The sequence below is a fragment of the Brucella sp. NBRC 12950 genome, assembly GCF_030268145.1.
Lineage (GTDB): Bacteria > Pseudomonadota > Alphaproteobacteria > Rhizobiales > Rhizobiaceae > Brucella.
Genome location: NZ_BSQC01000008.1, coordinates 41,790 through 62,556 on the forward strand (window position 1 = coordinate 41,790; position 20,767 = coordinate 62,556).

Genomic DNA, 20,767 nt, shown 5'->3' on the forward strand with positions numbered 1-20,767 from the left:
TGGGTTTAGGTAGGGCAAATGACGCCAGAACGAAAGTGAAAAAGAAAAACGGTCGCTATCAGACGTTGGAAACCGTGTTGGCCACATGGCGCTTTTCGGCAGATTCCGCACGTTCGAGAAGCTGTGAGGCTTCTTTTTTGTAGCGTCGCTCGCGACGGCGATGCTTGCCCTGCGTAAGCCAGGTGACGGCAGCGCCGATCAAAGCACCGAGGATAAGCGCACCAAACAGCCAGATAAACAGCGGAGCCTGATAGGTCAGTGCTGGATTTCCGGGGTTGAACGGATCAATTGTCAGGCCAATCGTTTCGCGATTGGCCACCGAAAGGGCGATTAGAATGACCGCCAACGGCACCAGAATAACAATCGTTATGACGCGCTTTGCCACCATGATGGATCAGATGGCGCCGTTGAGGCGGTCACGCAGTTCCTTGCCAGTCTTGAAGAATGGCACCCACTTTTCTTCAACATCCACCGTATCGCCGGTACGTGGATTGCGGCCGCTGCGGGCCGGGCGATTTTTTACCGAGAAAGCGCCAAAGCCGCGCAATTCGACGCGGTTGCCATCAGCAAGGGCATTGGTGATCTCTTCAAAAACCGCGCCGACGATGTTTTCGACATCGCGCTGGAAAAGATGCGGATTACGGCTGGCGATAACCTGAACGAGTTCCGATTTGATCACGGCTTTAAACCCCTGTGTTTCTCTTGTCCGGTGAAAGGACTCATTTATTTGCCGGAGTGACACCCGGCGTTCCGTCAACGTGCCAAACCGAAAGAAGTCCGTCAAGGAAGATACGGTCTTTGGCAATTTCCTTTAACATACCATTGGCTTCCTGTGGCACGCCAAGTAGGCGCGCACCGGCATGAATTATCAGATCACGCAGCGAAAAACCGGTGTCATTGCTGACTGCTTTCCATTCAAGCTTGGGCAAATCCTTGGATACGCCCTTGCTGGTGAGCCACGCAACAGCCTCTTCCTCGCCGCCAAGTCCGTCAATCAGTTTCTTGTCCAGTGCCTGACGGCCGGTAAAGACCGCGCCATTGGCCAGGGCCAGCGCTTCCTCATGCGTGAAAGAGCGGCGTTCCTGAACAATTCCGACAAACCAGTCATAAGAATCCATGATCATATTGCGGATCATGTTTTTGGCTTCATCGCTTGCAGGGCTGAAATAATTCGGTTCTGCCTTGAGTGGCGAAGATTTGATCGTCTCGACCTTCACGCCAATTGTATCAAGAAGCTTTGAAAGGTCGGGATATTGGAACAGCACGCCGATTGACCCGACGATGGAGGTCTGGCGCGCAATAATGTGGTCGGACGCGCTGGCAATCATGTAGCCAGCCGATGCTGCAAGCGTACCAACCTGCGTTACAACAGGCTTCTTCTTGGCGATTTTGCGCACGGCTTCATAGATTGATTCGCCGCCAACGGTGGTGCCGCCCGGTGAATCGAGAATAAGGATCACGCCTTTGACAGCATCGTCATCGGCAATCTTGTTGAGGCGCTTGATAAGCTCTTCATTCTCAAAAATCGTGCCTTCGATGCGAACCTTTGCAACGTGAGGTGTCGCAAAATTAGGGCCGCGCATGGAGTAGGACGCAATGGCGGCAATGAGTACTGCCAGCAGAAGCAGAAATGCGATGCGCCATACGGTCAGCTTTCTACGCAGCTTGCGTCTTTCGATCAGTGCCTCGGCGTCCTGAGCCATACTCATCCATCCATAATTCAAGCGAAGTGCTGTCGATGTTTTTACTATCTATGTCCCGCAATAGGCAAAGCGACAAGGTCTATCAATAATTTTGTCGCAAGGAGTTTGCTCGCCGGAGAGCGCTGCTGTAATATAAGCTTATTATATGTTAACAATGAAGTGATCGGCTTTTTACCATTGTTAAGAGGCCTGTAAACGCCAGTTTTGCTGCAGTTCCGCAATGTTCATGTCATTTTTGCATGGCAGGTGCGGTGTTTTGTGCCGTGTATTAGTCTTGAGTGACAGGCTAATGCACCCCAAATAAACCGTATTGATCTAAGATAGCGTCGGGTGAAAAATTCATTCTCGATGTTTCTGTAAACAGTTGAGCAATAAAGCGGCACTAAAAGCTGCGTTAACAGATTGAGTAATCGAAAAAGACCATGAGCGCCGACACACCACATATCCATGTTTCGCAGGGAGCTGCCACAACAGCACCGAGTGGCGGTGGCATGCATTTTGGAGCGTCTGAAAAGGCAGCTTCGCTGTTTAAGGCTGCCCAGCGTCATTCGATCCGCGTACGCGTGCTCAAAACCGCTCTGCCGGTTGCGGCCATTGCGCTTGCGGCTGTTTTCTCATGGTACACGTTTCTCGCAACGCCCGCTGCACCTGTGAAGGTGGAAGTGAACAATGGCGGGGAGAGCGGTAAGCTCGTCATGAGCAATCCACAGCTCAACGGTTATACCAAGGATAATCGTCCTTATTCCATGATTGCGGCCAAGGCCATTCAGGATGCCAAGAATAGCGGCGCAATCGCGCTGGAAGGCATTTCTGCGGAGTTGCCGGTGGGCGATAATGGCAACGCAAAAGTCGAAGCTGCTTCTGGCGTTTACGATAATGCGAACGGTCGTTTGCAACTTGATAAGGATTTTACTGTTACGACAAATGAAGGCCTGCATGCTGTCATGCGATCCGCTGATGTTAATCTCAAAAGCGGTCAGGTGACGACAGACAAGCCGGTTGAAATTCGTAATGGTAGTACGCAGATTAGTGCCGACACCATGCAGATCAAAGAGAGCGGCAAAGTCGTGATCTTTGAAAACAAGGTGCGTGTTGTCATTGACGGCGGTGCAGTTTCGGGCAACAACACGCCTTAAAGTATGTCGCGGAAAAGTGGGAACCGGTTTTCCGACAACGACATACTGGAGGTAAAGACCGATGGCATGTCGCGGAAAAGCGGGAACTGGTTTTACGTCAGGGCGTGTTGAAGGCAAAAATTTAAAGAGTCTGCGCTTAGCAGATATCGTTTAACGCAGGTTTCTGCGGGTTCTGGTTTCTTTTCTGCGCAGTCAGATATTTCTATCTGGCTGCGTTAAGTTTAAGATCGGGGCTGATTAATTATAGCTTGAGGTGCTGGCCTGAAAGGTTGATACGCTTTTAGGACAGGTTTATGCGTCGAGCAGGGATTTGATACGCTCGGCCTGATTCCAGGGAATGGGATTTGTAGGGGAGTTCGAGAATGATGGAACGCGAGACCGGCAACATGAACAAGAGCATGAAGACCCGCACATTGCGGATGGGATTTGCAGCTTTGGCGCTGGGCCTTGTTGTTGCGCCGGTTTCTGCTCTGGCTCAGGAAGGCCAGCAGGTGCCGTTTGGCAGCCTCCAGCTTTCCGGCGGCAAGAGCCCAATCAAGATCGATGCTGACAAGCTCGAAATGCTCGACAAGGAAGGCAAAGCCATTTTTACCGGCAATGTTTCGGTGGTTCAGGGCGATGCACTTCTTAAGTCCGGCAAAATGATCGTCTTCTATAACAAAGACTCGCAGGGTCAAGCTGGCCAGCCAGCTGGCGGCACCGCTGGTCTGAGCGGTTCAGGCATTGATCGTCTTGAAATCAGCGGCAAGGTTTACCTCAAGTCGGGCACGCAGGTCGCCACTGGCGACACTGGCACTTATGACGGCAAGAGCCAGGTCATGGTGCTTCAGGGCCAGAAAGTCGTGCTGACCGATGGCGACAATGTTGCGACTGGCTGCAAGCTGACGGCCAATATGGGTACGGGCAAGGCTTTCCTTGAAAGCTGCAAGGGCCAGAGCAAGGGTCGTGTATCGATCATCATGGCTCCCAAGGATCAACAGCAGGGCGGTGGCGCGCCCAAGTCCAACTAACCGGAGCGCGCGTGGGATTGTTCTGGAACAAGAAAGCCGACGAGCAGCAGGCCATTTCTGAAAATGCAGCCGCTACTGAGGGTGCGGATGGTGTGATGCCATCTCAGCCTGGCAAGACGACACGTCTCAAAGGGACGCTGGTCGCTCGTGGACTTTGCAAGAGCTATCGCGGGCGACAGGTCGTCAACGGTGTGTCTTTTGGCGTACGCGCTGGTGAAGCGGTTGGCATTCTCGGCCCTAACGGTGCCGGTAAGACCACATGCTTCTATATGGTGACAGGTCTTGTGCCGGCTGATGCTGGTGCCATTGAAATCGACGGTTACGATGTGACGTCGATGCCGATGTATCGACGTTCGCGTCTTGGGATTGGCTATCTACCGCAGGAAGCATCGATTTTCCGCGGCCTGTCGGTCGAAAACAATATCAAGGCCGTGCTGGAAGTGGTCGAGAAGGACCGCAAGAAGCGCGCGACGGAGCTCGACGCTCTGCTCGAAGAGTTTCATATTTCGCATTTGCGCAAGGCACCTGCCATTTCCCTGTCGGGTGGTGAACGTCGTCGTCTGGAAATTGCGCGCGCCCTTGCTTCACGTCCGAATTTCATGTTGCTCGACGAACCTTTCGCTGGTGTTGACCCGATTGCGGTGTCGGACATCCAGCAGCTCGTGCGTCACCTGACCAGCCGTGGCATCGGCGTGCTCATCACGGACCACAATGTCCGTGAAACGCTTGGTCTTATTGATCGCGCCTATATTATCCATGCCGGTCAGGTGCTGACGCATGGTCGTCCTGCTGAAATCGTCGCCAACCCCGACGTGCGCAGGCTCTATCTCGGTGATCAGTTCACGCTGTAAATTACAGTTCCGGTATTGTTTGCCGGAACATATTCTCATTTTCGAGTGAAGCTTGCTGCGCTGCTTTTGCAAAGCGCGGCATTGTTGCGACTATTTTCCCCTTTTGTCCGAAAAACGCACATTCTGAATTGACAAGCAAGGTTCATACCAGTTTTGATAATTGGAACGCCTTGGTCGAAAACAATTCATATAAAGGCGACTTTGCTAGCGGCTACAGCATAATTCCTCAAACTTGAATCAGTTTGAGGTAAATTGTGCTGTAAATATAAAGTGCTAGAACGAGCTTTGCGCGCCCAAAAGGGCGAGCGGCGCTCTAACAGGCTGGCACGGGCAAAAACGGGGAAATAAAACAACGAATGGCACTCTCGCCGAAGCTAGATTTTCGTCAATCGCAATCGCTGGTGATGACTCCGCAGTTGATGCAGTCCATCAAGTTGTTGCAGATGACGCATATCGAGCTGGAGCAGTTCATCGATCTGGAGATCGAGAAAAATCCGCTGCTGGACAGAATTGAGGCAGCGAATGATGATTTTGCAGACGCCGAACCTCCTCGGGACAGCGATGACGGAGCTTCGGCGGAAACCTCATCCGATGAAGACTGGTTCAAGACCGATACGGTTGATGACGCGCAAAATCTCTCGTCGACCTTTGACAGTTCGCTCGAAAACATCTTCCCCGATGACCCCGGTCGGAGTGACGACGCGGGCAGTACACTCGACCCGCAATGGAAAACGACCGGTGGCGAAAGCTTCGGCGCTGGCGGCAGCTACGACATTGATCAGGTCACAGCGAGCCGCCCTTCGTTAAGCACCCATGTAGCCGAACAGATCGCCTTGTCTTTCGCCACTGCTGCTGATCGTTTCATCGCAACCGCACTTGCCGATGCTTTGGATGAAAGCGGCTATCTGCGTGCCGACACTTCACTGCTTGCGCAAAATCTCGGCGTTGAAACCGCCCATGTCGAGCGCGTGCTTCACGAGATGCAAAGCTTTGATCCTGCGGGGATTTTCGCGCGTGATCTGCGTGAATGCCTGGCGATCCAGCTGCGCCTTAAGGACCGGTTTGATCCGGCCATGGAGGCGCTGATCAATAACCTTGAACTGCTTGCGCGGCGAGATTTTGCAACGCTGAAAAAACTCTGCGGCGTCGATCAGGCTGATCTCCTGGATATGCTTGGCGAGATCCGGGCGCTTGATCCCAAGCCCGGCACACAGTTTGAAGTGTCGGTCGCAGATGTCATCGTTCCTGATGTACTGGTATCACGATCAAGCGACGATGGCTGGGCGATTGAACTCAACCCCGAAGCAATGCCGCGTCTGATCGTCAACAATGAATATTATGCGGAAGTCAGCACCTCGGTAAAAGCTGAGGAGAAGACCTTCCTGTCCGATTGCATGCAGTCGGCCAGCTGGTTGGTACGCAGCCTCGATCAGCGCGCTCGCACGATCCTGAAAGTGACACAGGAAATTATTCGCCAGCAGGACGGCTTTCTGCGCCACGGCGTGACTCATCTCAAGCCTTTGAACCTGCGTATCGTCGCAGATGCTGTGGGGATGCATGAATCCACCATCAGCCGTGTCACCGCAAACAAATTCATGGCGACACCGCGTGGCGTGTTTGAATTGCGTTATTTCTTCACCGCTTCCATCGCGTCGTCGGAAGGTGGTGATGCGCATTCATCTGAAAGTGTGCGCCATCGCATCCGTCAGATGATTGATGCCGAGAAGCCCGATGACGTGTTGTCTGATGATGCCATCGTTGATGCCTTGAAAAAGGACGGTGTGGATATCGCGCGAAGAACAGTCGCGAAATATCGTGAATCGATGAATATTGCTTCATCAGTTCAGCGCAGACGCGAAAAGAAAGCCAGATCGTCTGCAGGTTGAAAAAGACTATCCGTAAGATTGCCGCCACGCATTACAAGAATGCCAATCTGAATTAACGTGATGAAACTGTTCTGAATTTTAGTGAATTCTAATTCGCGAAGACAGGGTAATTCATTTTCGACTGGAGGGGGATGAGCAACGCGCGAGGATCGGGCTGGTAAAAGCTGCGATTGACAATTTACGTTTCAGTCAATAGAAGCCCCGCTCGCATTGCGATATGCACCCGTAAAGACCGTTAACCGGTGTCCGATTGTTTAAACGAAAGGCAAGGTAATATTTCGGGAAACGCTTCGGCGTTTTCAGCGTTACATAAGAGAACGATGTGCAGCGATCCTTCCGGCATGTGGTTGAAAACATATGACGGAAAATTATTCGACTGGCCGCGTGGATGGCAATGATCGGGAATGGGGCTTTGGCGCTTTTTCAGACTGCAGGAAACGGGGCTAAAATAAGCACAGGACGAAAAGCAGATTTGATGCTGGTTCGCTTTGCGCTTCGCTCGCCTTATGGTTAGACTACGTCCTGTTGTGTAACGCAAATGAGGTGTACCAAATGACTCTGCGTGTATCTGGAAAGCATATGGACGTCGGTGAAGCTTTCACGACCCGGATTATTGATCGGGTTAACGAAGCGGTCGGCAAATATTTTGATCATGGCTTTTCCGGGCAGGTAACGGTCACCAAGTCCGGGTCGCGATTCAGCGCGGATTGTACCTTGCATCTTGATAGCGGTGCCACTTTGCAGAGCACCGGAGATGCGCAGGATCCGCAACTGGCTTTCGATGCGGCTGCAGACAAGATTGAAACACGCTTGCGTCGTTACAAGCGCCGTTTGAAATCGCGTCCTGCGACCGCACCAAATGCGATCTATGATGATGTGGCATATCGTGTTATGGCACCGCTGCCGGAAGAAGAGGAGGACCTTCCGGTTGATTACGCACCGACTATCGTTGCGGAATCGTCTGTTGCCCTTCGCACCCTCTCGGTAGCGTCGGCGGTTGTGGAACTTGACCTGATCGAAAACCCGGTCCTGGTATTCCGCAATGCAGGCAATGATGAAGTGAATATCGTGTACCGTCGTGCGGACGGCAATATCGGCTGGGTGGACCCATCGACGGTTACCCGCCAGGCCGCTCCCCGCGCTTGACGGCAAACCTGAAGCGCACGCAGTTTTCCGCTGTCGTGCGCTTCCCTAAACCGGGCCTTCGATGGCCTGATTGAAGAAGGAACGGAGAGAATGGATCTTAGTGATCTGATTCAGCCAGGGGCGATTATCCCTGCGCTGAAAGCCAGCTCCAAAAAGCAGCTTTTGCAGATTTTGTCTGAAAAGGCCGCGGAACTGACCGGTCTCCCTGAGCGTGAAGTTTTCGAAACAATTCTCCAGCGTGAACGCCTCGGTTCGACCGGGGTTGGTAATGGCGTAGCCATTCCTCACGGCAAGCTGGCAAGCATTGACAAGATTGCAGGAATTTTTGCGCGCCTTGAAACGCCAGTGGATTTTGAAGCACTGGACGATCAGCCCGTCGATCTCGTCTTCTTGCTCCTTGCACCGGAAAATGCTGGCGCCGATCACCTGAAAGCATTGTCGCGTATTGCGCGCATGTTGCGCGATGCAGATACCGTTGCCAAGCTGCGCGGCACCCATGATGCCCAGGCACTTTATTCATTCCTGACAGCACAGCCTGCGACCAACGCTGCCTGATACTGTCCCGTTTAAGCAAGCAAGGCCGCCATTCTTTAGAGAACGGCGGCCTTTGTGTGTTCTGGTATCCAGCGAACTAGAAGTTTATCCCTCAAACTTTCGATTTTCACGCTCAAGCAAAGCGTTTAATCAAAGTCAGCAACCCTGACAGGTTGTCGATATTATTGTCTCATCTGATAAAGGCGTGTGGTACTGGCAAAGCTCTTTGTGGCAAAGTCTGCTGGTTTCCAGTGTTCTTAGATGTCTCAGAAGCTTATTCAATTTGAATGCTGGAACCTGCGTATGAAGTTTCGTATTGGTCACCCTTCTGATGCCCCTATCTTGGCAGCTATCTCAATAGAGGTCTGGTTGGGGACTTATATCAGGCGAGGGGTAAACACCTTTTTTGCTGATTATGTGTTGAACGAATTTACGTCTGACAAGTTTTCAAAGCTGTTCGATGACCCCAATGAACATATCGTCGTGTCAGAGAACGCAGATGGCATTGATGGTTTTATCCGGATGAGCAGTGGGAAAGCAGGCCCTGTTACCGGTTGTTCCGCTATGGAGATTTCCACGCTGTACGTTCAGCCACGTCACCACGGCAAAGGGATAGGAAAATTATTATTAGAGCAAGGACTGAAATACGCGCGAGATGCTGGCAGTCCATCGGTCTGGCTGACGACAAATTCTGAGAATAGCCCCACGATAGCATTTTATATTAAGCATGGCTTTGAAAAAGTGGGAACAACGAACTTTCACATTCAGGAGCAAGCCTACCTGAACGATGTACTGAGGCGTATGACTGCTAGCTAAAAATGCATCAAAGGCAGGCAGAAATATTGCTCCCTGGTGCTGTCGACCCATGTGAATGAGCCGACAACATGAGAGATGCAGTTACTAATGTAGCATTACGGTGCGCAATTCGTGTTCATGCGCGCCCTGCAACGCGGTGGCGCGTACATCGGAAAGAACGATGGGTTCGCCGGTGGCTCCAAACAGCGCCCAGAGTTCAAGACCTGGAGCGATTGGGGGAAGGGCAGGGAAGCTGCGGGTAAGATCGTCGGAACGAATCTTTCGCACGTAAGCCAGTTCACCTTCACCCAGATGAGCGAATTCATGTTCAGTGAGAATGTGTCTGTCCATGGTCTTAGCCTCCAATTTCGCAGCACATCATTTGCGATCATACTGCTTAAGAGCTTAACAATTCCATTATAGCGATTTCAGCATGAACCCAGTCTGAACCGGGATCATTCCTTCACTGCTATATTTATACGTTTGATAAGGCGTTCTGGTTCAGGTCTGTCGAGATCAATAGCAAGCAGGCCATTTTTCAGATCACAACCGACGACCCGCATCCCATCTGCCAGAACAAAGACGCGCTGAAACTGACGGGCAGCAATGCCACGGTGCAGAAACTCGCGTTCGGTATCGTCGCTCTGGCGTCCACGGATCACGAGCTGATTGTCTTCAGTCATGACCTCAAGATCGTCACTGGCGAAGCCTGCTACCGCAAGCGTAATGCGCAACCGTTCAGATCCCGTCTCGCCACGCAGACGTTCAATGTTATAGGGCGGGTAGCCGTCGCCGGATTTGGCAATCCGTTCCAGCGTCTTTTCCATTGTGTCGAAGCCCAGCAATAGAGGGCTCGAAAACGGAGTCATTCTTGTCATTGCATCAGTCCTTGGTAAGAAGCGACCGTTATGGAAAGCACCCTTTCGGCGTATCTTTCACTTAACTGATATGGCTTGTGAAAAGCCGGACTTCAAGGGCCGAAAGTGGATTCCCCTCAAAGCATCCTAAAACTGATGCCTTGGAAGCAAAAGCCGTCAACATATGTGGAAAACTGTGTGCCGATGTCAGCGTCGCGCTTCGCTTAACGCATTGCCGAAAGCCGTGGCGAAGCTCTCACGATCATCGGGATTGAGAAAACCACCGACGAGAACACTGTTCTGACGACTTTCAACATGCATCGTCGTGATGCCGATATCCGGTTTTCTGGCGACATTAAATCGTGTCCAGAACGGATGAAACAGATGGCTGGTCATTTTGCCGGAGGCTTCGTATTTTCGGATGGAGAGTTCTGATCGTGAAACGGATATTTCCTCGCGTGCCTTGGCTGCGTGGTAGTTCCAGCGAAAAGCCAGATAGATTGCCAGCACATCAAGGCCAAAAAAGCCGATGATCGGCCATGCGCCTATTGACCAGAACAATATGCAGACAAACAGCCAGCAGCAGATCATGGCGCCCATCAACACACGAAAACCCGTTCGCCCCAATGAACGATAAGGCGTCAGCAGAGCTTCAAAAATTGGGGTATCAAATCTGTCTGGATTTGCGCCGTCTGGATGCTGCATGCACATTTGCTCCGGGCTGCGTCAAGCTGTGAACTGTTTTCCGCGGATGGAGCCAAGTATAGAGACAAAATGGAAAACGCCAAAATCAAATCGCCCGTGAATGACGCAGCGACAACTCAGGTTCGTCGTCCGCGCCGGGTTGCAGGCACGCTTTACACGGCTGATGAAATCCACGAGATTTTCCGCCGCTTTTCCATTTTGCGCCCCGAACCAAAGGGTGAACTCGAGCATGTGAATGCCTTCACGCTGCTCGTCGCCGTCGTCTTGTCGGCACAGGCAACAGACGTGGGAGTGAACAAGGCTACCCGTGCGCTTTTTGCGATTGCCGACACGCCGCAAAAAATGCTGGCGCTGGGCGAAGACACGGTTGGCAATTATATCCGCACCATCGGTCTTTGGCGCAACAAGGCGAAAAACGTCATTCTATTGTCCGAAGCGCTCATTCGCGATTATGGTGGTGAAGTCCCGGATGTTCGTGACGAGTTGGTGAAGTTGCCGGGCGTTGGCCGAAAGACCGCCAATGTGGTGTTGAGCATGGCTTTTGGCCACTCAACCATGGCTGTGGACACGCATATCCTGCGCATCGGCAATCGGATTGGTCTTGCACCAGCCAAGACGCCGGATGCGATAGAAGCTATTCTGATGCGGGTTATTCCGAAAGAATATCTGTTTCACGCGCATCACTGGCTGATCCTGCACGGGCGTTACACCTGTAAGGCGCGCAAGCCTGAATGCGAGAATTGCGTGATCGCTGATATCTGCAAATATCCCGGCAAGACCTGTGACGTACCCGCAGCGCTCATCCCGTTACCGCCGCAGTTTTAAATTTCTCGCTGCGAAATTGCCTTGTGCAGATGAATCATCATCGCAGCCGCAAACAGTGGCGTCAGCAGATTGACGATTGGGATCGCGAGAAATCCCGCAATGACCAGACCCGCGAGGAAAACTGTCACCCCATATTGCGAGCGTAGTGCCTTGGCCTCGCTCTCGGACCGATAACGCATCGCAGCAAATTCAAAGAATTCCCGCCCCAGCAAATAGGCGTTGATCACAAAAAAGGCGATCAGATTGATGCCGGGTACGAAGAGCAGAAAAAGTGCTGCGATATTACCGAGAATGACCACGCCCAGAAACTTGAGCGACACCACGACGGAACGGCCCAGCGGCAGGGGCGTGCCTGCGGGCTCACCGGGATAGTCCTCACGTTCAACGACGTCCGCGACATCATCAAGGAAGATACCGGCTACAAGTGCGGTGACAGGTGCAATCATTAAAGCGAGAACGAGCGCCAATCCCAAACCTGCAACAATGGCTGCAGCAATGCCGAGCCAGCCAGCCCATTCGGGCATTCCGGGCAGCAGTTGCGCCATCCACGGCCAGGCTAAAGTAAAAAATAATTGACGAATACCGGCCCAAAGCCCGACCAGCAACAAGAGCGTCAAACCCAGTGTTTTCCACAAAACCGAACGAAACTCCGGCGTTGGAAGGCGTTTAAGGGCTTTTATTGCCGCTTCAATGATCATTCAGGCCCACTTTCGGTGATCTTATGCGATCAAAATAGGAAGGCCGATGGATCGGTACAATATGCGCTACCCACAGGAGGCAGGCTTAACAGGGTGGTCAAAGCACTTGCAAAAGGCTAAACCGGCCCCACATGACTGCCGCCGTACCGTTGCCTGAATGCCTTGTACAGAGGCGGGCAGCAGACAAAAAGGGGAGCCCCAGATCAGCTCATGGCTACATTCGACGTTCTTTGCATTGGCAACGCCATTGTCGATATTATCTCGCGCACGGAAGATGCATTCCTTGAAACAAATGGCATCATCAAAGGCGCCATGAACCTGATTGATGGCGACCGGGCAGAACTGCTCTATGGCCGTATTAAAGGTCAGGTCACGGAAATGTCGGGTGGTAGTGCTGGTAATACCGCTGCAGGCGTTGCGAGCCTCGGTGGGCGTTCCGCCTTTTTTGGTAAGGTTGCAACAGACCATCTTGGCCGGGTTTTTTCCCATGATATTCGCGCACAGGGCGTAGCATTCGATACGCGCGCACTGGAAAAAGGTTCACCGACCGCCCGTTCCATGATTTTCGTAACTGCGGATGGCGAGCGTTCGATGAATACCTATCTGGGTGCCTGCGTCGAGCTTGGGCCGGAAGATGTCGAAACCTCCAAAGTTGCCGATGCCCGCGTTACCTATTTCGAAGGTTACCTGTGGGATCCGCCACGCGCCAAGGAAGCCATTGTTCTGGCTTCCAAGATTGCGCATGAGCACGGCCGTCAGGTTGCCATGACCCTGTCCGACCCATTCTGCGTTGATCGCTATCGCGATGAGTTTCTTGATCTTATGCGCAGCCGCACGGTCGATATCGTTTTCGCCAATGAAGATGAAGCCAAGTCGCTCTATCAGACCAAGTCGCTTGATGAAGCTGTTGAAGCCATCCGCAAGGATTGCCCGCTGGCAGTCCTCACACGCTCGGAAAAGGGCGCGATCGTCATCACTGCCGATCAGACGCTGCATGTGCCAGCAATTGAGATCGAAGAGCTGATCGATACCACAGGTGCGGGTGATCTTTATGCCGCCGGTTTCCTTTATGGCTACACCAAGGACCGTTCGCTTGAAGATTGCGCACGCTTAGGCTCGCTTGCAGCCGGTATGATTATTCAGCAGATGGGACCACGTCCGCTGGTCGATCTGAAGGCTGTAGCGACGCAGGCCAAGCTTATTTGATTAGAGCAATCCCAGTAAAAGTGCAAAGCTGCTTTTCTGGGATAGTGCTATAAAAACAAAGAGATATATCGGTTTCAATGTTGAGTGTGACCTGGAGCCGCTCTACTGATCAATCCGGACAATCCGGTCGCGCTTGAGTTCTTCCTCTGTGCGACCGGGACGGCTTTTATAGACCGGTAAATTCCAGCCGAAATAAAGCGCACCGCCGCGCACGATAAAGGCTGTGAGTGCGGCAGCAAGCGCTGCAAAAATCGGATCAATCCCCAAGCGTTCCAGCACCACATAAAGACATGCACCGGCAAGAGCTGCGCTGACGTAGATTTCGCGCCGCATAAGCACGGATGGCTCGCCTGCCACCATGTCGCGCAAAATGCCGCCAAGCGTTGCCGTAAAAATGCCGGTGACGATGGCAACGGATGGCCCAAAGCCGAGTGCCAAGCCTTTGGCCGCACCCACAACCGTATAGGCTGACAAGCCGATGGCATCGAACCACAGCAAAAGCCGGTAGCGTGATTCGACCAGATGTGCGGTGAAATAGACGATGATGGCGGCAGACGTTCCTGCCAGCAGATAAAACGGCTCAACTACCCAGAAAACCGGTGCGCCCAGTACCAGATCGCGCATCGTACCGCCGCCGATGCCAGTCACGTTGGCGAGAAAGATGAAGCCGATAATATCGAGCTGACGGCGTGAGGCGGCGAGAGCGCCGGTGGCAGCGAAGACGAAAACCCCTGCAAAGTTTGCAAAATCAAAGATCGTCACGCACGGCCTCCCAGCTGATAGTGTGTCGATAGTCCAATGGATAGCGGCAAAAAGAAAGAGCGGCGATGAACACGCCGCTCTTTCTCTTTGTTTTTATCGCATTATCCCACGCAAAACCGCTTCGCGCTTTTGCTGGACATGCTAATCAAGCATTGCCTTCAGGTGCCGTCTCGGCGGCAGCCTTTGGACCGCCCTTGGAAACGCCAACCATCGCCGGGCGCAGCACGCGGTCACCGATGGCGTATCCGGCCTGCATGACCTGCACGACCGTATTGGCTGGCAGATCAGGGTTAGGCACTTCAAAAATAGCCTGATGGAAGTTCGGGTCGAACTTTTCGCCTTCAGGGTTAAGCTTGGTCACGCCGTGACGCTCCAAAGCCTGAAGCATGGCGCGTTCGGTCATTTCCACACCTTCGGCAAGCGACTTGAGGTTGGCGTCGCTTTCCAGCGCGTCGGCAGGAATGGCTTCGTGTGCGCGGCTCAGATTGTCGGAAACCGAGAGCATGTCGCGGGCAAAATTGGTTACAGCATAGGTGCGTGCGTCCTGCACGTCGCGCTGTGTGCGCTTGCGCAGGTTTTCCATCTCTGCAACGAGACGCAGCATCTGATCTTTCAGTTCTGCATTGTCGGCTTCAAGTGCTGCAATGGTGTTTGCAGCCAAGCTCTCGGTGTCAACAGCTTCTTCTTCGACCTCGGCGCGTGCCTCAGCCTTGCGGCTTTTCAGAAAATCGTCGGCAGCACGCTTCAGCGCATCACGATCACGAGGATTGTTGATATCGCGCTGCTCAAGATCGGGGTTTTCGGGTGTATTCTTTTCATCAGCCATAATGCTTCTTCCGTCTTGAATAGTGTTTGGGCCGGATATCGAGTTTCGCGGCGTTAAAATCAAGGTCTAATTTCTTAGCCTTGGCAAGTCTGACACTTCATATCAGAAATTAGCGTAGCAATCGGGAGACAATCTGCGCGGTGTAGTCGACCATCGGCACGATGCGGGCATAGTTGAGCCGGGTTGGCCCAATGACGCCCAGAGCACCAACAACACGCTGTTCGCTGTCACGATAAGGGGCGACCACCAGCGATGAACCGGAGAGCGAGAACAGCTTGTTCTCCGAGCCGATGAAAATCCGCACGCCAGAACCCGATTCAGCCAGATCGAGGAGCTGGATCATGCCGTCCTTGGTTTCGAGGTCGTCGAACAGGTGGCGCAGGCGTTCAATATCTTCCTGTGCATGAATGTTCTCAAGCAGGTTGGCACGACCGCGCACGATGAGGCGTGCAGGCTGGTCAGAACCCGCACCGCTCCACACAGCCAGTCCCTGTGCAACAAGTTCCTGCGAGAGCTGATCGAGTTCCTGTCTAGTTTCTTCCGACAGCTTTTCCAGCTCCGATTTCGCTTCCGACAGTGTGTGGCCATGAATATGCGCATTGAGAAAGTTGGAAGCCTCCACCAGCTGCGAAGCGGAGATTCCAGCAGGCAGGTTCACAACGCGATTCTCGACATCGCCATTCTGCATCACCAGAACGGCAAGGGCGCGGGTCGGTTCAAGACGCACGAATTCGATATGTTTAAGCGCGCCTTCGGCCTTGGTTGCAAGCACAAGGCCAGCACCACGCGAAAGGCCCGAAAGAACCTGACTGGCTTCTGTCAGCACGCTCTCGACCGAATTGTTCATGCCTGCCGAACGCACCTGTGCCTCAATGGAGGAGCGTTCATCGGGCGGCAGGTCGCCCACTTCCATGAAAGCATCGACAAAGAAGCGCAGACCGATCTGGGTTGGCAGACGCCCGGCGGAAATATGCGGTGCATAGATGAGTCCAAGATGCTCAAGGTCGCTCATCACATTGCGAATGGTGGCCGGCGAAAGACTATGCGGCAGCAGGCGCGACAGGTTGCGCGACCCGACCGGATCGCCATCATTGAGGTAGCTGTCGACGATCAGCCGGAAAATATCGCGCGACCGCTGGTCGAGTGCATTAAGCAGCTGATGTTCCGGTGACTTGATCATGGTCTCAATGCGAACCCTTTGAATTGCAGACTATAAATATAAGCGAGCAACCCGATGCGTCAAAGGGTTTGGGTTTACAGTTTCACCTCTCTCAACACCTCTGTTGTAAGATACTGCGAAATTCCTTTTCATTCGAGCGCGACAAGCCTAAAAAGCCGCAACGAAAAACGAATTGAGGAAATACGATGCGTCCATCCAAGCGCGCTGCTGATGAAATGCGTGCCGTCTCTTTTGAGCGCGGCGTCTCCAAACATGCGGAAGGCTCGTGCCTCGTCAAGTTCGGCGACACCCACGTTCTATGCACGGCAAGCCTTGAAGAAAAGGTGCCGGGCTGGATGCGCAATTCAGGCAAGGGCTGGGTCACTGCAGAATATGGCATGTTGCCACGTTCGACCGGCGACCGTATGCGCCGTGAAGCAGCCGCTGGAAAGCAGGGTGGTCGTACGCAGGAAATCCAGCGTCTAATCGGTCGTTCGCTGCGCGCAGTGGTCGATCTTCAGGCGCTTGGCGAATTCCAGATCACGGTTGACTGTGATGTCATTCAGGCGGATGGCGGCACCCGTACAGCTGCGATCACCGGCGGTTGGGTTGCCCTTTATGATTGCCTGCGCTGGATGGAAGCACGCCAGATGATCCGCTTTGAGAAGGTGCTCAAAGATCATATTGCAGCTATTTCCTGCGGCATCCACGACGGTCAGCCTGTGCTTGATCTCGATTATGTCGAGGATTCGGCGGCTGAAACCGACAGCAATTTCGTGATGACCGGCAAGGGCGGCATTGTCGAAATTCAGGGTACTGCTGAAGGCGCGCCATTCTCGGAAGAAGAGTTTGCAGCGCTCATGAAGCTTGCGCGCGGCGGCATTAATCAGCTCGTCGAGTTGCAGAAGGCAGCACTTGCCTGATAGTTAAGGCCATCTCCATGAAAGAGGTGGCCGAAAATGCAGGCATCCCGCATTCTTGAAACCGCGCTCTATGTCCGTGATGTTGCTGAGGCGATTGCGTTTTATCGCGACATCATCGGGCTTGAGCCGGTGGGCAAGGTCAGTGAACGCAATGCATTCTTCCGCTGTGGCGACGGTATTTTACTGTTGTTTAAGGCGGAAGAAACTTTGAAGCCACCCGCGCCAGGATCGCTGCCTGTGCCACCGCATGGGACGATCGGTGCAGGGCATGTCTGTTTTGCAGCCACACGTCATGAGATTGACGACTGGTGCAGCTATCTCGAAAAGCACGGGATTGCTATCGAGTCTGATTTCGAATGGCCCAATGGTGCACGTTCGATTTATTTTCGCGATCCCTCCGGCAATTCGCTGGAATTCGCCGAGCCGAAACTTTGGAATTAAGCATGATCCCAAAAAGTGGAATCCGGTTTTTGGATAAGATCATGCGTAAAAAGGTAGAACTGAAATGCGGGTGCTTGAAAAAGGCAAACTGATCGTTGCATCGCACAATGCAGGCAAATTGCGCGAATTCGATGGGCTGATCGCCCCATTTGGCTTCGAGGTCAGTTCTGTTGCGGCTCTCGGCCTGCCGGAGCCGGAAGAAACCGGAACGACGTTTGAGCAGAATGCCTATATCAAGGCACTGGCCGCAGCCGAAGCCACAGGTTTGCCTTCTCTGTCTGACGATTCCGGCATGATGGTTGACGCGCTTGATGGCAATCCCGGCGTTTACACTGCTGACTGGGCGGAGACCGAAGACGGCACGCGCGATTTCAATATGGCGATGCAGAAGGTTGAAGATCTTCTGCAGGAAAAGGGTGCTCTCACCCCTGCCGAGCGTAAGGCGCGCTTTGTTTCGGTTATCTGCCTTGCATGGCCGGATGGTGAGGCACAATATTATCGCGGTGAAGTGGAAGGCACACTGATCTGGCCTCCGCGCGGCGATATTGGCTTCGGTTATGATCCGGTATTCAAGCCGGAAGGCTATGAAAAGACCTTCGGCGAAATGACTGCTGACGAGAAGCACGGCTGGACGCCGGGCGACGCGTCTGCGCTTTCGCATCGTGCGCGTGCCTTCAAGCTGTTTGCGGAAAAGGCGCTCGGTGTTGTTTCGGATACGCTCGAATGAACCATCATTTTTCTCCACCTGACGCTTCAGCGAATATTCTACCAATTGCGCGCGCAGATGGAGAAACGGCGTTTGGCGTTTATTTGCACTGGCCGTTCTGTCTGGCAAAATGCCCGTATTGCGACTTTAACAGCCATGTACGCCATCAGCCGGTTGACCAGCCACGCTTTGCGGAAGCTTTCAACCGTGAGATGGACACTTTGCGCGCCCGCACAGGTCCGCGCACCGTCACCAGCATCTTTTTGGGCGGCGGTACGCCGTCGCTGATGCAACCCTCGACGGTTGGGAGCCTGCTTGATGGTATTGCGTCGCGCTGGACTGTCGCGCCCGATATTGAAGTGACACTGGAAGCCAATCCGACAAGCGTGGAAGCTGATCGTTTCCGCGGCTATCGAGCAGCGGGCGTCAATCGCGTTTCGCTTGGCATCCAGGCGCTGAACGATCCTGATCTGCGCCGTCTTGGGCGAATGCATTCGGTTGAAGAAGCCAAGGCCGCAATCCGGCTTGCGCGTGAAATTTTCCCGCGTCTGTCTTTCGATCTCATCTATGCGCGACCAAATCAGACGATTGAAGCCTGGCGTGAAGAGCTGAAAGAAGCCATTGGCCTTGCTGCCGATCATCTCTCGCTCTATCAGCTGACAATCGAAGAAGGCACACAGTTCTATAATCTCTGGAAGGCGGGCAAGCTCACCACACCGGACCCGGATCATGCTGCCGCTCTTTATGAAGAAACGCAAAAGATCACAGCGGAGCACGGTCTGCCTGCCTATGAGATTTCAAACCATGCGGTGCCGGGACGTGAATCCCAGCATAATCTGGTTTATTGGCGTTATGGGCAATATGTCGGTATCGGCCCCGGCGCGCATGGACGTTTTGTCGAAAACGGCTTGCGCACCGTTACAATGACCGAAAAGCATCCGGAAACATGGCTGGAAAAAGTGGCAAGCCACGGTCACGGTATTATCGAGGAAGAACATCTCGATGGCGAACCGCAGGGCGATGAGTTTCTGATGATGGGATTGCGGTTGCGCGAAGGCATTGATCTTGCTCGTTATCAGCGTCTGACCGGCCATGATATCGATCGCAAGCGCCTTGAACGGCTGGTCGCATCGGGCATGATCGAAAAGATGGATGGAAGCTTCATCCGTGCAACGCCGGATGGCGCGCTGGTGCTTGATGCGCTCGTGGCTGATCTGGCGGCTTAGCGCATGTCGCGGGAAAGTGGGAACCGGTTTCCCGATAACGACATGCGTAAATAAGGACAGGTAATGAGTGAATTTTTGGACGAGCAGAAACGCGAATTTGTTGTCGGTGGCACCGCCCAGCGTGCGCGTCCAATCGAACCTGCGCTCTATATCGTCTCGACCCCGATTGGCAATCTCGGCGACATGACGCTACGCGGGCTGGAAGTGCTTGCGAGTGCCGACATTGTGGCCTGTGAAGATACCCGCGTGACCCGCGTGTTGCTCGATCGCTATGGTATTTCGCGCCGCCCGATCAGCTATCACGAACATAATGCTGCTGAGGCAGGCGCAAAGCTGATCGCAGCCCTTGAAAGCGGCAAGAGTGTTGCGCTCGTTTCAGATGCAGGCACGCCGCTTGTGTCCGATCCGGGCTTCCGCCTTGTTGGCGAGGCCCGTGAGGCAGGCATTCGTGTGGTGCCGGTGCCTGGTGCTTCCGCTCTCCTTGCGGCACTTGCTGCTTCCGGACTTCCGACTGATGCATTCATGTTTTGCGGCTTTTTGCCAGTCAAACACGGCCAGAAGACATCCAAGCTCGAGAGCCTCAAGAATATCGAAGCAACGCTTGTGTTCTATGAATCGCCCAACCGCACGGCGACAACGCTCGCCGATATGGCGGAGGTTTTTGGCGATGGTCGTGAAGCAGCCCTTTGCCGTGAGCTGACCAAAGCCTATGAAACCATCGTGACTGCACCTCTGGGTGAGTTGAAGCAGCAATTTGATGGTGAAGATCGTATTCGCGGAGAAGTCGTGTTGCTTGTTGGTCCGCCAACAGGGGAAGCCGGTCCGCAGAGCGAAGAAGATATCGACAAGCTATTGCTGTCATTATCGCAGGAATTACCGCCATCAAAAGCTGCCGGTGAGGCAGCAAAGATGACGGGCGGGCAGAAATCAGTGCTGTATCAGCGTCTGATGCAGTTGAAGGCGCAGGACTGATGAGTGAGTTCCGCGAGAAAAAGCGTGTTGCTTTCTTTCGCGGACACAGCGCCGAGCGGCTGGCCGCGTTTGCGCTTATGCTCAAAGGTTTTCGCATCGTGGCACGCCGCTACCGCACGCGGCTTGGCGAAATCGATTTGATCGCCCGGCGCGGCAATCTTGTTCTCATTGTTGAAGTCAAAGCACGGGCAAGCGTTGAAGCAGCGCAACTTGCCGTCACGCCGCAGGCTATGCGCCGTATCGAGGCGGCGGCGGATATGTGGTTGCAACGGCAAAAGGATTACGCACAATTATCGCTGCGCTTTGACCTAGTGGCTGTTCTGCCCCGTCGCTGGCCAAAGCACTTGCCAGCATTTTTTACGTCGGGCAATTATCACTAACCACGCATCGGCCCAAAAAT

The 20,767-nt window shown here is 53.4% G+C and carries 25 protein-coding genes; 15 read left to right on the forward strand and 10 right to left on the reverse strand.

Features of this window, described 5'->3' with window-relative positions; translation table 11 throughout:
- Positions 1-58: 58 nt before the first annotated feature.
- Genes QSJ70_RS14420 through sppA form a run of 3 tightly spaced genes read right to left on the reverse strand, consistent with a single transcriptional unit; the run spans position 59 to position 1,703 of the window.
- Positions 59-388: a lipopolysaccharide assembly protein LapA domain-containing protein gene (locus QSJ70_RS14420; protein ID WP_007873251.1), complete on the reverse strand. Its 330-nt coding sequence runs from the start codon at positions 386-388 to the stop codon at positions 59-61.
- A 6-nt stretch (positions 389-394) separates the two neighbouring features.
- Entirely contained in the window at positions 395-679 is a 285-nt protein-coding gene (locus tag QSJ70_RS14425; RefSeq protein WP_007873253.1) for an integration host factor subunit beta, read from the reverse strand.
- Positions 680-719: 40 nt separating this feature from the next.
- The gene (sppA, locus tag QSJ70_RS14430; protein WP_007873254.1) at positions 720-1,703 is read right to left on the reverse strand and encodes a signal peptide peptidase SppA; all 984 of its coding nucleotides are present in this window, start codon (positions 1,701-1,703) and stop codon (positions 720-722) included.
- Between the two features lie 422 nt (positions 1,704-2,125).
- Here sppA and lptC point away from each other — a divergent pair, with 422 nt between their 5' ends.
- The 7 genes from lptC to QSJ70_RS14465 all read left to right on the forward strand — a co-directional run bounded on the left by lptC (position 2,126) and on the right by QSJ70_RS14465 (position 9,082).
- Complete coding sequence (gene lptC / locus QSJ70_RS14435; protein WP_039859444.1) at positions 2,126-2,839, forward strand: LPS export ABC transporter periplasmic protein LptC; 714 nt, start codon at positions 2,126-2,128, stop codon at positions 2,837-2,839.
- Between the two features lie 365 nt (positions 2,840-3,204).
- Complete coding sequence (locus QSJ70_RS14440) at positions 3,205-3,849, forward strand: LptA/OstA family protein (protein WP_285537695.1); 645 nt, start codon at positions 3,205-3,207, stop codon at positions 3,847-3,849.
- 11 nt (positions 3,850-3,860) lie between these two features.
- Positions 3,861-4,700 (forward strand): LPS export ABC transporter ATP-binding protein, encoded by an 840-nt coding sequence (lptB, locus tag QSJ70_RS14445; protein WP_007873267.1) that lies wholly within the window; start codon positions 3,861-3,863, stop codon positions 4,698-4,700.
- Between the two features lie 356 nt (positions 4,701-5,056).
- Positions 5,057-6,586, forward strand: a complete 1,530-nt coding sequence (gene rpoN, locus QSJ70_RS14450) for an RNA polymerase factor sigma-54 (RefSeq protein WP_194779124.1) — start codon at positions 5,057-5,059, stop codon at positions 6,584-6,586.
- A 552-nt stretch (positions 6,587-7,138) separates the two neighbouring features.
- Positions 7,139-7,732, forward strand: coding sequence for a ribosome hibernation-promoting factor, HPF/YfiA family (gene hpf / locus QSJ70_RS14455; RefSeq protein WP_007873278.1), 594 nt, complete (start codon positions 7,139-7,141; stop codon positions 7,730-7,732).
- Positions 7,733-7,822: 90 nt separating this feature from the next.
- On the forward strand, positions 7,823-8,287 hold the full coding sequence (gene ptsN / locus QSJ70_RS14460; protein ID WP_007873280.1) for a PTS IIA-like nitrogen regulatory protein PtsN: 465 nt from the start codon (positions 7,823-7,825) through the stop codon (positions 8,285-8,287).
- 282 nt (positions 8,288-8,569) lie between these two features.
- Positions 8,570-9,082 (forward strand): GNAT family N-acetyltransferase, encoded by a 513-nt coding sequence (locus QSJ70_RS14465; RefSeq protein WP_285537387.1) that lies wholly within the window; start codon positions 8,570-8,572, stop codon positions 9,080-9,082.
- 84 nt (positions 9,083-9,166) lie between these two features.
- On the opposite strand, the gene QSJ70_RS14470 is transcribed toward QSJ70_RS14465, so the two are convergent.
- The 3 genes from QSJ70_RS14470 to QSJ70_RS14480 form a co-directional block, all read right to left on the reverse strand.
- Complete coding sequence (locus tag QSJ70_RS14470) at positions 9,167-9,412, reverse strand: BQ00720 family protein (RefSeq protein ID WP_007873282.1); 246 nt, start codon at positions 9,410-9,412, stop codon at positions 9,167-9,169.
- A gap of 104 nt (positions 9,413-9,516) precedes the next feature.
- Complete coding sequence (locus tag QSJ70_RS14475) at positions 9,517-9,939, reverse strand: Hsp20 family protein (protein ID WP_007873293.1); 423 nt, start codon at positions 9,937-9,939, stop codon at positions 9,517-9,519.
- Positions 9,940-10,125: 186 nt separating this feature from the next.
- The gene (locus tag QSJ70_RS14480) at positions 10,126-10,623 is read right to left on the reverse strand and encodes a DUF2244 domain-containing protein (RefSeq protein WP_064320071.1); all 498 of its coding nucleotides are present in this window, start codon (positions 10,621-10,623) and stop codon (positions 10,126-10,128) included.
- A gap of 69 nt (positions 10,624-10,692) precedes the next feature.
- Here QSJ70_RS14480 and nth point away from each other — a divergent pair, with 69 nt between their 5' ends.
- Positions 10,693-11,448, forward strand: a complete 756-nt coding sequence (gene nth / locus QSJ70_RS14485) for an endonuclease III (protein ID WP_285537391.1) — start codon at positions 10,693-10,695, stop codon at positions 11,446-11,448.
- On the opposite strand, the gene QSJ70_RS14490 is transcribed toward nth, so the two are convergent.
- Complete coding sequence (locus QSJ70_RS14490) at positions 11,445-12,146, reverse strand: sulfate transporter family protein (protein ID WP_285537393.1); 702 nt, start codon at positions 12,144-12,146, stop codon at positions 11,445-11,447. The genes nth and QSJ70_RS14490 overlap by 4 nt on opposite strands.
- A 210-nt stretch (positions 12,147-12,356) precedes the next feature.
- On the opposite strand from QSJ70_RS14490, the gene QSJ70_RS14495 reads away from it, so the two are divergent.
- Positions 12,357-13,352, forward strand: coding sequence for an adenosine kinase (locus QSJ70_RS14495; RefSeq protein ID WP_285537395.1), 996 nt, complete (start codon positions 12,357-12,359; stop codon positions 13,350-13,352).
- 102 nt (positions 13,353-13,454) lie between these two features.
- Here the strand turns inward: QSJ70_RS14495 and QSJ70_RS14500 are convergent, their stop codons facing one another.
- From QSJ70_RS14500 to hrcA, 3 genes are all read right to left on the reverse strand, one after another.
- Entirely contained in the window at positions 13,455-14,114 is a 660-nt protein-coding gene (locus QSJ70_RS14500) for a trimeric intracellular cation channel family protein (protein WP_007873306.1), read from the reverse strand.
- A 145-nt stretch (positions 14,115-14,259) separates the two neighbouring features.
- Entirely contained in the window at positions 14,260-14,940 is a 681-nt protein-coding gene (gene grpE / locus QSJ70_RS14505) for a nucleotide exchange factor GrpE (RefSeq protein ID WP_007873307.1), read from the reverse strand.
- A gap of 109 nt (positions 14,941-15,049) precedes the next feature.
- Entirely contained in the window at positions 15,050-16,120 is a 1,071-nt protein-coding gene (gene hrcA, locus QSJ70_RS14510; RefSeq protein ID WP_007873309.1) for a heat-inducible transcriptional repressor HrcA, read from the reverse strand.
- 185 nt (positions 16,121-16,305) lie between these two features.
- Between hrcA and rph the strand changes: the two genes are divergently transcribed.
- The 6 genes from rph to QSJ70_RS14540 all read left to right on the forward strand — a co-directional run bounded on the left by rph (position 16,306) and on the right by QSJ70_RS14540 (position 20,747).
- Entirely contained in the window at positions 16,306-17,022 is a 717-nt protein-coding gene (gene rph, locus QSJ70_RS14515; protein ID WP_094506207.1) for a ribonuclease PH, read from the forward strand.
- Positions 17,023-17,058: 36 nt separating this feature from the next.
- Entirely contained in the window at positions 17,059-17,463 is a 405-nt protein-coding gene (locus QSJ70_RS14520; RefSeq protein ID WP_285537405.1) for a VOC family protein, read from the forward strand.
- Positions 17,464-17,527: 64 nt separating this feature from the next.
- On the forward strand, positions 17,528-18,190 hold the full coding sequence (rdgB, locus tag QSJ70_RS14525; protein ID WP_285537407.1) for an RdgB/HAM1 family non-canonical purine NTP pyrophosphatase: 663 nt from the start codon (positions 17,528-17,530) through the stop codon (positions 18,188-18,190).
- Positions 18,187-19,395 (forward strand): radical SAM family heme chaperone HemW, encoded by a 1,209-nt coding sequence (gene hemW, locus QSJ70_RS14530; protein ID WP_079211420.1) that lies wholly within the window; start codon positions 18,187-18,189, stop codon positions 19,393-19,395. Before rdgB ends, hemW begins: the two co-directional genes overlap by 4 nt.
- 63 nt (positions 19,396-19,458) lie before the next feature.
- Complete coding sequence (gene rsmI / locus QSJ70_RS14535; RefSeq protein ID WP_007873317.1) at positions 19,459-20,367, forward strand: 16S rRNA (cytidine(1402)-2'-O)-methyltransferase; 909 nt, start codon at positions 19,459-19,461, stop codon at positions 20,365-20,367.
- Positions 20,367-20,747, forward strand: coding sequence for a YraN family protein (locus QSJ70_RS14540; protein WP_285537411.1), 381 nt, complete (start codon positions 20,367-20,369; stop codon positions 20,745-20,747). The genes rsmI and QSJ70_RS14540 overlap by 1 nt, the downstream gene beginning before the upstream one ends.
- Positions 20,748-20,767 lie beyond the last annotated feature (20 nt).

Coding starts and splice junctions, on each gene's coding strand:
- QSJ70_RS14420 (WP_007873251.1), bottom strand. CDS start 388: ATGGTGGCAAAGCGCGTCATAACGATTGTTATTCTGGTGCCGTTGGCG.
- sppA (WP_007873254.1), bottom strand. CDS start 1,703: ATGGCTCAGGACGCCGAGGCACTGATCGAAAGACGCAAGCTGCGTAGA.
- lptC (WP_039859444.1), top strand. CDS start 2,126: ATGAGCGCCGACACACCACATATCCATGTTTCGCAGGGAGCTGCCACA.
- QSJ70_RS14440 (WP_285537695.1), top strand. CDS start 3,205: ATGGAACGCGAGACCGGCAACATGAACAAGAGCATGAAGACCCGCACA.
- rpoN (WP_194779124.1), top strand. CDS start 5,057: ATGGCACTCTCGCCGAAGCTAGATTTTCGTCAATCGCAATCGCTGGTG.
- hpf (WP_007873278.1), top strand. CDS start 7,139: ATGACTCTGCGTGTATCTGGAAAGCATATGGACGTCGGTGAAGCTTTC.
- ptsN (WP_007873280.1), top strand. CDS start 7,823: ATGGATCTTAGTGATCTGATTCAGCCAGGGGCGATTATCCCTGCGCTG.
- QSJ70_RS14465 (WP_285537387.1), top strand. CDS start 8,570: ATGAAGTTTCGTATTGGTCACCCTTCTGATGCCCCTATCTTGGCAGCT.
- QSJ70_RS14470 (WP_007873282.1), bottom strand. CDS start 9,412: ATGGACAGACACATTCTCACTGAACATGAATTCGCTCATCTGGGTGAA.
- QSJ70_RS14475 (WP_007873293.1), bottom strand. CDS start 9,939: ATGACAAGAATGACTCCGTTTTCGAGCCCTCTATTGCTGGGCTTCGAC.
- QSJ70_RS14480 (WP_064320071.1), bottom strand. CDS start 10,623: ATGCAGCATCCAGACGGCGCAAATCCAGACAGATTTGATACCCCAATT.
- nth (WP_285537391.1), top strand. CDS start 10,693: ATGGAAAACGCCAAAATCAAATCGCCCGTGAATGACGCAGCGACAACT.
- QSJ70_RS14490 (WP_285537393.1), bottom strand. CDS start 12,146: ATGATCATTGAAGCGGCAATAAAAGCCCTTAAACGCCTTCCAACGCCG.
- QSJ70_RS14495 (WP_285537395.1), top strand. CDS start 12,357: ATGGCTACATTCGACGTTCTTTGCATTGGCAACGCCATTGTCGATATT.
- grpE (WP_007873307.1), bottom strand. CDS start 14,940: ATGGCTGATGAAAAGAATACACCCGAAAACCCCGATCTTGAGCAGCGC.
- hrcA (WP_007873309.1), bottom strand. CDS start 16,120: ATGATCAAGTCACCGGAACATCAGCTGCTTAATGCACTCGACCAGCGG.
- rph (WP_094506207.1), top strand. CDS start 16,306: ATGCGTCCATCCAAGCGCGCTGCTGATGAAATGCGTGCCGTCTCTTTT.
- QSJ70_RS14520 (WP_285537405.1), top strand. CDS start 17,059: ATGCAGGCATCCCGCATTCTTGAAACCGCGCTCTATGTCCGTGATGTT.
- rdgB (WP_285537407.1), top strand. CDS start 17,528: ATGCGGGTGCTTGAAAAAGGCAAACTGATCGTTGCATCGCACAATGCA.
- hemW (WP_079211420.1), top strand. CDS start 18,187: ATGAACCATCATTTTTCTCCACCTGACGCTTCAGCGAATATTCTACCA.
- rsmI (WP_007873317.1), top strand. CDS start 19,459: ATGAGTGAATTTTTGGACGAGCAGAAACGCGAATTTGTTGTCGGTGGC.
- QSJ70_RS14540 (WP_285537411.1), top strand. CDS start 20,367: ATGAGTGAGTTCCGCGAGAAAAAGCGTGTTGCTTTCTTTCGCGGACAC.